Genomic DNA, 11,548 nt, shown 5'->3' with positions numbered 1-11,548 from the left:
TTTTTTTTAAAAAACAGGAACTAAAATCTTAAGTTTACAGGACTTTTTTTACTAAAATTAATTATGGATATTAAAAAAATCAAAGCAGTGGTGTTTGACTGTGACGGTGTCATGTTTGATACCGCCAGGGCCAACAAGAAGTATTATGATGAAGTACTGCAGGCTTTTGGTAAGCCCCGGTTGAATGAAGAGCAGTTTATCAATGTTCATATGATGACGATAAAGGCTGCCATTGATTATCTTTTCCCGGAAATGGAGGACCTCTCAAGTGTATATGACAGACTTAAAAATATCGGGTATAAAAAATTTATCAAGTATATGATTATGGAAAAGGGTCTCAAAGAACTTCTCATAAAACTCAAAGACAACGGATATATCAGGGGAATCGCCACTAACCGGACCAATACCATGGAAAAGGTGCTGGAAGATTTTTATCTGGAAGACTATTTTGAAGTGGTGGTGACTTCAGCAAAAGTCAAAAAACCAAAGCCGGATCCAGAGCAATTGTTGTTAATAATGGAAAAATTTGATCTTAAACCGGATGAAATTTTTTTTGTTGGAGATTCTGATTATGACCGTCAGGCAGCCGTTAGTGCAAAGGTAAAGTTTGCGGCATTTAAGAATCCTGCGCTTATAGCAGATTTTAATGTGGATTCAATGGATGAGATTGCTAAAATTTTTCAGATAAAGCAATAAAATTCTTGACAAATTTGTCAATCATCATTAAATCTTACAAGATTTTTAAGTTTAAAATTCAGGATAAATGTTTAGGTAAACATTTATTAAAGGTTAAACATAAATAAGGAGAACGAAGTATATGTCTAGATTAGTAGCACCTCATGGTGGAAAAGGACTCGTAGTTTGCAAGCTTGAAGGCGCAGAACTTGAAGCAGAACTTAAAAAAGCAGCAGGACTTAAAAAAATTGAGATTTCTTCCCAGGTTAAAGGCGATCTCATCATGCTGGGTATCGGTGGTTTCAGCCCTCTTAATGGTTTTATAACCAAGGCTGACTGGAAAGGCGTTTGTGAAGATTTCCTTCTTGCTGACGGTACTTTCTGGCCGGTTCCTGTAATGCTGGATGCAGCAAAAGAAGATGCTGCAGAGATCAATGTCGGTGATGAAATTGCCCTCGAAAGAAATGGTGAAATTTATGCCACCATGAAAATCGAAGAAAAATTTGAAATGACCGAAGACGAGAAAAAATGGGAATGTGAAAAAGTTTATAAAGGTCATGGCGAAGAATCTGCAGATGATGTATTCTGGAAAATTGCCATGGAAGATCATCCCGGTGTTCAGATGGTTATGGCCAGAAAAGAATTCTGTCTTGCCGGTCCTGTAAAAGTTCTTTCCGAGGGAGAATTTCCTGAAAAATTCAAAGGTATTTACCTGACACCAACTGAAACCCGCGCCATCTTTGATGAAAGAGGCTGGGCAACCGTTGCCGCCATGCAGCTTAGAAATCCCATGCACAGATCCCATGAACATCTTTGCAAGATTGCCCTTGACGTATGTGATGGTGTTATCATCCATTCTCTCATTGGTAACCTCAAACCCGGTGATATTCCGGCAGATGTTCGTATTGAATGTATTGACACACTGATCAAAGGTTATTTTGTTCCCGAGCATGTTGTCAATGGCGGATATCCCCTTGACATGAGATATGCAGGACCCAGAGAAGGTCTTCTCCATGCAACCTTCCGACAGAATTATGGTGTTAACAGAATGATCATCGGTCGTGACCATGCAGGCGTTGGTGACTTCTATACGCTGTTTGAAGCACAGGAGATTTTTGATGCAATTCCTCAGCCTGAAGGTGAAGGAAAAGCACTTCTTTGTGAACCTTTGAAAATCGACTGGACATTCTACTGCCACAAATGTGACGGTATGGCTTCCATGAGAACCTGCCCCCACGGCAAAGATGACAGGGTTATCCTTTCCGGAACCAAACTGCGTCATGCTCTTGCCAACGACGAAGAAGTGGTTGATCACTTTGGCCGTGAAGAGGTTCTGGTTATTCTCAGGAAATACTATGCATCGCTGACTGAAAAAGTGGAAATTAAACTTCAGAGCCATGCAGAAGGAACTAAAATGTAATTAGTGTTTGGAAGAAAATTCACCCATCTGCTGCGTTGCTGCAAAATTCTGAAATCCTCATGTACAGTAGTACACTCCGGTTTCAGGATTTCTTGCGTCTTGCATATGGGCAACTTTTCGTCCAAACATGGGGTTTTCAGTCAGATATTTTAACCATATTAAAGAGGGCGTTTCCTGTTAAAAGGAAGGCCCTCTTTTTTTATTAATGAAGATTATGGCCATGACCAGCTATTGTCAGTGAATGTAACACCATCTTCCGTCGAGTACATGGTTTGATCCGTGTATTCAAAAATAGATCTTCCCGACAGTAAATCTCCTATGGTTCCCAGTGTCATATCAATAATCGCAGCACCCATAATCGCACCATTTGCAAGGGCAAGGGATAAGAGGACACTGGCAAGGGTAAACGGATTCATGCAGAGAAACACAATCGCTGCAATGGGTGCCAGCAATACAACGGCAATCATAAATAAGCTTAATAGCTTATTATACCAGGTTTCATTATCCCCTGCCTCTGTTTCATCCGAGGCAGACGCGCTATTGTTATCATCTGAACTGCCGCCACCAGAGGTGCTATCATCTTCAGTTTCACTTACCAGGTCCCATCCCCCTCTACCGGGCTGAACCTGGGGATAGAAAAAACTTTGTGAATTTAAAACCATTGAATATTTTTGATTCAGTTGGGACAATAATTGCTTGTCAACGCCCATTTTGGCAGCGGCTGTTAGAAAGGCAGGTTCTCCCCCAAGTTCAATATTATCCTGGGCATGGGCATTATTTGGGCTGACAAGGGATTTTAACCCCTCTAAAACCCGATGGAAAGCAGTGGTGATTAAATGATTGTTTCCGGGTGATACTGAAGCCTTTTTTTTCAACATCCGGTGCTGCTTTACAATTTCTTCTGCCTTGGCTCTGTCTCCCTTTACCAGGGATTTCACCCGGTAAAGGCCAAGCTGGGTGACGCTGGTTCCCAGTTTGTCTTTAAAGTCCGGCACCAGGTTTGTCATATCTCTGGTTTTGATATGGAATCCGTATTGACCCTGATGTTTTTTAAACTTGAATGTACGGTTTTTGATCTTCATTTCAATGGGAATAATTTTGCCTTTTACCCGTTTGACCTTCACCCTTGCATCCACCTTAAATTTGATCAGGGCGGTTCTGGGATAATGCGCTTTGGCAAAACAGGCATTGTCAAAAAGAAAAATAGTGAAAAAAATCAGCATTATCCATGAGATACATTTATACTGCTTTAAATTTAACATATTTCCTCCTTTAAGATTAAGGAAAGTCTTCTCCCCTTGTTTTAAAAAAGATTATCACCATGACCAACTATTGTCAGTGATTGTAACACCGTCCGCCGTTGAGTGCATGGACCAGTCCGTGACTTCGATAATTGGCTTGCCGGTAAGCAAATCACCAATTAGACTAAATGTTTCTGTTACAAAATAGGCACCTGTAACCGCACCGTTTGCTAAGGCAAAGGACAGAAGAACACTGGCCAGAGTCAAAGGATTTGTACAAAGAAATACAATGGCAGCAATGGGGGCGATTACTATCACAACTTGTAGCAGGAAATCCAATAGTTTGTCATACCAGGATTTATCTTCCTCTTCCCCTTCCCCTTCCTCTTCTCCGCCTCCTTCATTTTCTTCGTTTAAAAGGTCCCACCCGCCAATTCCCGGTTGCACTTGGGGGTAAACAAAGCATTGAGAGTTAAGGACAGTATTATATCCTTTGTTCAATTGTGATAAAAGCTGTTTGTCCACAGGAGAACCTGCTGCATGGGCCTCGTTAATAAATATAGATGAAATCAGGTTTAATGATCTTTCCAGCAGTCGGGTCATTAATTTTTCAGGTGGCTGGGAAAGTGATGCGCCTCTTTTGATTTTTTTGTGCTGGTCAATAATTTCTCTGGCTTTGGCTTTATCCCCTTTGACCAGGGTTTTTACCCGATAGAGCCCAAGCTGTGTGACACTGCTTGCGAGCCTGTCCTTAAATACAGGGGAAAGTTTGGTCATGTCGCGGGTTTTCAGCTCAAAACCGGATTTGCCATACTTTTTTTTGAATTTAAACGTGCGGTTTTTAATTTTGATTTCAATGGGAATGATTCTGCCCCTTACCCGTTTTACTTTTATCGTGGCATCCATTTTCAAATTGATCTTTACAAATCTGGGATAATTAGCTTTGGCAAAACAGGCATTGTCAAAAAGAAAAATAGTGAAAAAAACCAGCATTATCCATGTGATACATTTATACTGCTTTAAATTTAACATATTTTCTCCTTTAAGATAAACATTTCATCAATCTTTACCAAAGCTGAAACTTTTCAGCTTGTCTCCAAAGCTTTTAAGGGTTTTTTCAATATCTTCCCCTTTAATATCAGGAATTTTGAATGTTTTTTCCTGGGCTGTTTTTGAACTGTCGGTTTCCTTTTTTGACGGCACTTTGGCTGCCGCAGGGGTGGTTTGAGTCATGGTGGTTTCAGTCTCATCGGTTTCAGGTTCTCCCATGCGACCAAAATCCATGCCCATGGCCGCCATTATATTGCCCACCTCTTTATATCCCTTGGGCAGTTTAAAGTATTTTTTATCGGGTGCGCCTTTTTTAATATTTCTGATCTCCATCCCATGGCCGGTAGATCCTTTTGTTTTCAACGGCATTTGAAATTTGTCACTCTCCCATATGATCAGCGTGTCGGTGTGGGTCATCCCGTAAATCTTTGTCGTGGTGGTCACCTTTTTTTTAACGCATTTATACCCGCTGACTTTTTCTTTTCCCAGCACTTTCACCAGCTCGGCACTCTTAAAGTCTTTTATACCCATATTTTCATCATCCTGGTCGATCTTGTAATACAATTTTTTGGTATGATTGAACATGTATTGCGCATTTTTGTCTGTAAAACCGAAAATGCTTAGATCCTGTTTCTCCATGCCCTTGTGACTGCCTGTACCGGGAATTCCGTCCATCCTAAAGGCATCCGGTGTGATATATAGCTTTGAGGTACTCATCACTTTTCCTTTAGGAGAAATCATAACCTGGTCGGCTGTAAAACTGTCTATTTTTCCTCCAAAAAGAGCATGGGAAGATTGGGGAATAAAAAGAAAAACAAGTAAAATAAAGCCCAGCAGTCTGATTTCCGGTTTGTATTTAATCCATGTCGCCATTGTCATAATATCCTCCTTGTGTATGAATTATTTTTTGCTTATTTTTTACGCATTTATTATCAAAGACACCAAAGATTTAAATTTGTTCAAAAATAGTTTATTTTTTTTAAATCACCAATGCAATGATTTTTGAAAAAAGGTTGAAATTAAAAAAATAATATCATAAAAGCGAATTATCCAGGTTAAGATTGTTTTATGCGGATGGTCAGATGGTTGTTGTAAAATAAAAATATTATTTTTGAACAAAATACATTTTGTGGTGTCAGATAAAATAGAACCAGCAAGATAATTTTTATATAATAATGATGAAGAAGGAGAAGAAAAGATGAAAAAGATTTTTATCACAGCAATGTTAGGGTTTGTGTGTGCCTGGTCTTTTTTAGGCCTGCCTTCAAAAGCCGTGGCAGCCAATAACTGCCGGCAATGGTCTCAATCAATCTGCCGGGATCTGGGAGCCATCCTTCTTTCCTGCGGTTATACAGGTCCTGCCGTCTATGCAGAAGGTCTGGTGATCAATAAAACACCTTTGCAGAGAAAAGGGTTCCGTCTTGAAAGCGGTTCATACACAATGACGGTCACTCGAATAGACAAAATAAGATATATCATCGGAGTAAAATCCCTGTCTGATCCGTCCCGATACCAGGAAAAACAAGTCATGATGACCGTTCGCGGCAAAAGCCTGCTGCCGGACAGAACTTTGAGAGCACCGGTCGACTATTATTTTTGGAATGCTGCCATTGAGTATGATCTAAAAGACCAGTTGGGGTTGATTCCTGCCGGCAAAATTCCCGGTAAGCTTGTGAACGATCTTTCGCTCTATGTTGCCCTGCCTGAAAAAATAAGCTATTTCGGCCTTGACGGATTGCGGGTGGGAGACAGTATCCGGCTCAATTATCAGGGCAATGACAGATGGCAGCTGATTCATCCTGTCAATGGGTCCGGTCTGATACTTAGATATCTGTCAAAAACCTGGATGATTGTCAGCCATATGGTGCCTGAAGATGTTGAGGCCGAGCCTGCTGTCGGCAATACAGATCCTTTGTTTGAGAACAGTGATTTTGAAGACGGAACCCTTACAAACTGGAAAGCAACAGGGAAAGCATTTGATAACCAGCCCACCCTTGGGGATAATATTATGGCAAGGCGGCGCGGCTCATCAAACCACCAGGGCCGTCACTGGGTGGGAACCTATGAAAATTATACGGGCAAGGCCGGTGAAAATCCCGGAAAGACCCGGGGTGATAACCCCACTGGAACCCTGACATCTGTAAAATTTGAAATCATGCATGACCATATTGCCCTTCTTGTTGGCGGTGGCAGGAGAATCTCCCATGAATATGTGGCTCTTTTGGTAAATGGCAGGGAGGTTTTAAAGGTAACCGGCAGCAATAAGGAAGAGATGAAAAAAAAGGTCTGGGATGTTTCTGCTTATAAAGGCAAAACAGCCCAAATCCGCATCAAGGATAATTACAGCCATAGTTTTGGCCATATCAATGTGGATGATTTCAGATATCACTCCTCGGTTAAAGCAGATAAGACAATTAAAACAGTTAAGCACATCAAAACACCCTCTAAAAAAATAACGAAAAAAGCAACCAGAGTTATTTCTCAACCGGTTCAAAATCAAAAAGAGGTTCAACAAAAGTTCAATCCTTATGACGGCTGGTTCCCTTTTCCCGAGTATGGCTGGACCACAAGTGAATCCCGGGTAAGGTCTATTCCCGGTTCTTTGCTTGAAGTTAAAAAGACATATACCCGTGGAAGCAACGACGCTGTTGTTGATATTATTGTAACCACTAAAAAGTCAAGTTTAAAAATGCGTCAAACAAATTGGGATAACAATGAAGATATGCTGCCCCAGCTCATTGAAACAATTCTGGGAGAAGTCCTTAGTCAGACGGGTTCCAAACCTGCAGGTAACAGTTCCGAAACCATCACTCACCAGGGAATCAACGGGCTTCTCAAGGTCGGTGACACCAGCACTACACTTGAATTTGAAGATCAGGGAACCCGTGTCGTGGTCCGGGTGAATAAACGAGACAGGCAAATCCCTCTTCTGTATGGACAAAAGCTTGATTTAACATCTTTAGGCCAGGTGTTTGCCATACAATAAAAATAAGTTAAATAAAAAAATAATTGTATTTTTTGAACAAATCGGGTTTTTGGGTGTCAAATAGAATAAAGAAACTATAATTAAGGAAAAAAACAATGAAAATTTTAAATACCGGTTTTAAATTATTTTTACCCTTGCTCTTTGTTGCTGTGTTTATCAGTTGGAACCCGGGGCAATCCATTGCAAAACCAGAGTGTTCCGAGTGGTCAAAAATTATTTGCAAACAATTGGGGGTAATGGGAATCGCTTGTGGAAAAGCAGGTGTCAACCTCACTGCCCGGGGGCTGATAACGGATCAGGCACCCTTAAAACGTATAGGGTTTCAATTCGGTGAAGGCCCTTACAACATGAACGCAACACGGATCGATACGGGCCGGTATCTTGTGGAAATTCAATCCATGACCCGGCCAAATGATCATTATAAAAAAGAAATCGTCTTGAAAACAAGGGCGGATACCGTATACCCGGTTCGTCTTGCCCCGGCTCCGGCAGGCAAATATACGTGGAACAGTGCCATACAATTCGACCTGGAACAGCAATTGGGCATGCGGCCGATTTCTCTATTAAAAGAAAAACCGCGCTATTTTGTGGATATCATAATTGTTGATCCGGACAAGATGGCAAAGGCCGGATTTCCCGGGTTTAAAATGAACCAGCAGGGCAGCCAATTGCTTTATTTAGGAAATAACCAATGGGAGTTTAATCCTGTCGGGGGTATGCTGGTATATGAAAACGCCGCATGGACCACAGATGCGGCAGCGACAGCATCAAAGCCCTTGCCCCCTTCAACCAATTTATCATCCCCATTGGCATCTCCATCGACCTCTGATACACTGGCTGCTGAACAGCAAATCCTTTTATTTGAACTGATTGAAGCATCTGACATGAGCTATAATAATTCATCGGAAGAGTTGTTGGTCTATCAGTCCCGCCAGAACGGCGGTTCATTTTACCTGGTGCAGAATGACAGGATCGGAACCGGCCTGATTGATACAAAACAGGGCCGGGTTTATGATGCCGGGTCCGCAATCCTCTCAGCCGATGGGAACAGGATGGAACTGGATCTTGATCAGGCTGAGACCATTACCCCTTCGGGAGTTGACGTGCTTGAAGGCAAAACAAAATACAGGGTCGAGGCATGGTGGGATCAGGACCGCCTGGCCTTTACTATAGGGCAGGCCGAAGAGGATGATCAACCCATGGCATTCGGGGCTCATGATGTGTCAGATTCAGTGACAGAAGAAACAACCCCCCTTGACCCGGACCTTTTATTTAAGAACAGTGACTTTGAAAACGGAGATCTGACAAACTGGACCGCAGACGGCGACGCGTTTGAATATCAGCCCACAAAAGGAGACAATCCCACGGCCCGGAGGCGAAACCAGCCTTCCAGGCACCAGGGAGAATACTGGATCGGGACCTTTGAAAAATACAATGGCAACCCCGAGCTCAGACCGGGTCAGACCCAGGGAGACCGTCCCACCGGCACCTTGACATCAGTTTCCTTTGTTGTGTCCAGAGACCAGATTGTCTTTTTAATCGGCGGCGGAAAACATTCTGACAAGGAATACGCAGCCCTGGTCGTGGATGGCAAAGAGGTGATGAAAACCACGGGTAATCGTAAGGAGACCATGCATGAAGTGGTATGGGATGTGCGTAAGTTTGCCGGGAAACAGGCTCAAATTGTGATTAAAGACCTGCATCATAGTGGCTGGGGTCATATTAATGCGGATGATTTCCGTTATGAAGGAGAAAATTAAAAAAGGAGAACATAAAATGAAAAAGATTTTTGTAGTATTGGCAATAGTAAGTTTTTGTACGACAATGCCCCTTTATGCCGGAGAGAAAAAACCGTTGAAGGCTGGAAAAGTGGAACAAAAAATATTCAGAATACTGGGAGACAATGCCTGGCTGGACACAGGATTTGTACTTAACCCTTCTGACCGGGTGACGGTCAATACCACAGGGCAGGTCTTTTTTTCCAATGGGACAGGTGATTCAGGTGTGGATCCTGATGGATATTTGAGGAAGCATTTTGTTTCAGATTATAGTGGAGACAATGCATATTGCGGCGATCCCATTGAAACAGAGAATTGTGGCCACGCAGCGCTTATTGGAAAAGACGGCCAGGGTATGTTCCTGCTTGGAAAATCAAAACTCATCACTGGTAAAAAAGGTAAATTCTATATTGGTATTAATGACTGCTCCTTTAAAACCAAATATTATAATACAGGGCAATTCAATGTATCGGTCAAGGTTGTAAGGGGTGGGATAATTAAGAAAAAATGAGAACACAAAAATGATGAATGTACCCATTATATAGATGAAACATTATTAAGGGGGGGGAGATAAGATGATAAAACAAGTCAGAATGATATGGATGGTTATTTTTGCATTGGTATTGTTCGTGCCTGGGGGCCTTTGGGCCGGATCGATGCAGTCTTCGGCTTCAGATTCTGCAACCCGGTCCGATATCGGCGACCTGCTTTTTGAAAACAGTGATTTTGAGGCCGGAGATCTGACCAATTGGATAGCCACGGGAGATGCCTTTGATTTCCAGCCCACCAAAGGCGATAATCCCACAGCCCGGCACCGTAAACACCCTTCCGAACATCAGGGAGAATACTGGATCGGGACGTTTGAAAAATACAATGGAAAACCCGAGCTCAGACCGGGTCAGACCCAGGGCGATCGTCCCTCCGGCACCTTGACATCCGTCCCCTTTGTTGTGTCAAGAGAGCAGATTGTCTTTTTAATCGGCGGTGGAAAATATCCTGACAAGGAATATGCAGCCCTGGTAGTGGATGGCAAAGAGGTGAAAAAGGCCACGGGTAAGAGTAAGGAGACTATGCATGAAGTAGTGTGGGATGTAGGTGAATTTGCCGGGAAACAGGCTCAAATTGTGATTAAAGACCTGCATTTGGGTGGCTGGGGTCACGTTAATGCCGATTATTTTCATTTCCTGGGGGCTGCATTTGAACCGCCGCCTGTGACAGATGTGGTTTCCTCTGAGCTGACTGTAAAGGGTTATGGCAAATATTTCAATAATGCTGAACTTATCTTAGACGGCCATTTCCCAAAGGATGGAAGCCTCTGGAAAGGTGAGGACTGCGTCTGGTGGCAGGGGACAGCACCCTATTTCCTGGTCGATCTGGGTAATACGTTTCAGGTTCTCGATATTATCATGCAGGTGGACAATAACGATAATTACAGGATCGATTATTCCCAGGACGGCACACAATTTTCTCCATTACTCATCATAAAGAAAGGGTATGGCAAAATTGGTCACGGTATAGACACAATGACCACCCGGAACGGTCATCCTGATTATGTTTCCCAACTTGATTTCCAGCCGGTGCCGGCAAGATTTCTCAAGATATATGCCCTTGGCGGTGACAATAACTACTCGATCTCGGAACTAAAGGTGATAACCGGAAGAAAAGGAGAGGAGCCGGAGGCAGGACCAATACCTGTTTCCGTGTCCGAAGACAAGGATTTTATATCCAGGGACTCTTTTTTTAAAGATATTCCTGCCTATCCTGAAAGCGTCTTCCAAGGTACAAAGCCATGTCCCCAGAAATGGGCAGAGTGCGATCAGTGCGAGCAGAGGTACTACATAACCAATGACGCTCCGGAAAAGGTATGTGATTTCTACAAGGCTGAGATGCCTGTGCAGGGTTGGAAAAAGTTTGTGTATCAGAAGTATCCCGAAGGCGCCTGCTTTGGTACATGGGTAAAAGAGAATCGGAAAACCAGGACAGTGATAAGCATTGGCAGGACAAGAAGTGATAAAAAAACTTTTATCGGGATTTTAAAGGGTGAACAATGCCCATAATGCAGGATGCATAATGACAAGAAAAAAATATAATAAAAAAGGAGAACATAAAAATGAAAAGATTATTATTTATTTTACTTTTTATTTCTTTGGTTGTACCCGCCTGTCTTTCGGCAGCACCGTTTTCTCAACCGGGCAAGGTTGATATTTTTGTTCCACCGGGCCAGGTTGATCTTTTCAGCCAGACCGGCATTCAGTTGCCCGACGATTTAAACACCCTTAAGGTTGGTCAGACCATTCTCGGCACGGTCATGGATACAGAAAGATTAGCCAGATCAGGCATTAAAGATACCAGGGTTGGAGATAAGGTTCAATTGACACTGCTTGAGGGCGGCAAGCTT

General features: G+C 42.6%; 10 protein-coding genes. 7 read left to right on the top strand and 3 right to left on the bottom strand.

What is annotated here, in order from left to right:
- The first annotated feature begins 63 nt into the window (after positions 1 to 63).
- The gene (locus tag K8S13_RS10700; protein ID WP_291462435.1) at positions 64 to 696 is read left to right on the top strand and encodes an HAD family hydrolase; all 633 of its coding nucleotides are present in this window, start codon (positions 64 to 66) and stop codon (positions 694 to 696) included.
- Between the two features lie 121 nt (positions 697 to 817).
- A complete protein-coding gene (gene sat, locus K8S13_RS10695) occupies positions 818 to 2,095 on the top strand; it encodes a sulfate adenylyltransferase (protein WP_291462434.1) in 1,278 nt (425 codons plus the stop codon).
- A 212-nt stretch (positions 2,096 to 2,307) separates the two neighbouring features.
- Here sat and K8S13_RS10690 read toward each other — a convergent pair whose 3' ends face one another.
- From K8S13_RS10690 to K8S13_RS10680, 3 genes are read right to left on the bottom strand one after another with little or no spacing between them, the layout of a single operon-like run.
- Positions 2,308 to 3,357, bottom strand: a complete 1,050-nt coding sequence (locus K8S13_RS10690; RefSeq protein ID WP_291462433.1) for a hypothetical protein — start codon at positions 3,355 to 3,357, stop codon at positions 2,308 to 2,310.
- A 54-nt stretch (positions 3,358 to 3,411) separates the two neighbouring features.
- Entirely contained in the window at positions 3,412 to 4,368 is a 957-nt protein-coding gene (locus K8S13_RS10685) for a hypothetical protein (protein WP_291462432.1), read from the bottom strand.
- Positions 4,369 to 4,395: 27 nt separating this feature from the next.
- Positions 4,396 to 5,265 (bottom strand): DUF4412 domain-containing protein, encoded by an 870-nt coding sequence (locus tag K8S13_RS10680; RefSeq protein ID WP_291462431.1) that lies wholly within the window; start codon positions 5,263 to 5,265, stop codon positions 4,396 to 4,398.
- 319 nt (positions 5,266 to 5,584) lie between these two features.
- Here K8S13_RS10680 and K8S13_RS10675 point away from each other — a divergent pair, with 319 nt between their 5' ends.
- From K8S13_RS10675 to K8S13_RS10655, 5 genes are all read left to right on the top strand, one after another.
- Positions 5,585 to 7,372: a hypothetical protein gene (locus K8S13_RS10675; RefSeq protein ID WP_291462430.1), complete on the top strand. Its 1,788-nt coding sequence runs from the start codon at positions 5,585 to 5,587 to the stop codon at positions 7,370 to 7,372.
- A 95-nt stretch (positions 7,373 to 7,467) separates the two neighbouring features.
- Positions 7,468 to 9,132, top strand: coding sequence for a hypothetical protein (locus K8S13_RS10670; protein WP_291462429.1), 1,665 nt, complete (start codon positions 7,468 to 7,470; stop codon positions 9,130 to 9,132).
- 16 nt (positions 9,133 to 9,148) lie between these two features.
- Positions 9,149 to 9,661, top strand: a complete 513-nt coding sequence (locus tag K8S13_RS10665) for a hypothetical protein (protein WP_291462428.1) — start codon at positions 9,149 to 9,151, stop codon at positions 9,659 to 9,661.
- A 64-nt stretch (positions 9,662 to 9,725) separates the two neighbouring features.
- Positions 9,726 to 11,207, top strand: a complete 1,482-nt coding sequence (locus K8S13_RS10660) for a discoidin domain-containing protein (protein ID WP_291462427.1) — start codon at positions 9,726 to 9,728, stop codon at positions 11,205 to 11,207.
- A gap of 53 nt (positions 11,208 to 11,260) precedes the next feature.
- A partial coding sequence (locus tag K8S13_RS10655) for a hypothetical protein (protein ID WP_291462426.1) occupies positions 11,261 to 11,548 on the top strand: 288 nt, incomplete at its 3' end.

Source organism: Desulfobacula sp. (genome assembly GCF_021107415.1).
This window is presented reverse-complemented; position numbering and strand designations above follow the sequence as displayed.

Excerpts from the sequence above, each read along its gene's own strand:
- K8S13_RS10675 (WP_291462430.1), top strand. The coding sequence starts at position 5,585 with ATGAAAAAGATTTTTATCACAGCAATGTTAGGGTTTGTGTGTGCCTGG.
- K8S13_RS10700 (WP_291462435.1), top strand. The coding sequence starts at position 64 with ATGGATATTAAAAAAATCAAAGCAGTGGTGTTTGACTGTGACGGTGTC.
- K8S13_RS10680 (WP_291462431.1), bottom strand. The coding sequence starts at position 5,265 with ATGACAATGGCGACATGGATTAAATACAAACCGGAAATCAGACTGCTG.
- sat (WP_291462434.1), top strand. The coding sequence starts at position 818 with ATGTCTAGATTAGTAGCACCTCATGGTGGAAAAGGACTCGTAGTTTGC.
- K8S13_RS10670 (WP_291462429.1), top strand. The coding sequence starts at position 7,468 with ATGAAAATTTTAAATACCGGTTTTAAATTATTTTTACCCTTGCTCTTT.
- K8S13_RS10690 (WP_291462433.1), bottom strand. The coding sequence starts at position 3,357 with ATGTTAAATTTAAAGCAGTATAAATGTATCTCATGGATAATGCTGATT.
- K8S13_RS10665 (WP_291462428.1), top strand. The coding sequence starts at position 9,149 with ATGAAAAAGATTTTTGTAGTATTGGCAATAGTAAGTTTTTGTACGACA.
- K8S13_RS10660 (WP_291462427.1), top strand. The coding sequence starts at position 9,726 with ATGATAAAACAAGTCAGAATGATATGGATGGTTATTTTTGCATTGGTA.
- K8S13_RS10685 (WP_291462432.1), bottom strand. The coding sequence starts at position 4,368 with ATGTTAAATTTAAAGCAGTATAAATGTATCACATGGATAATGCTGGTT.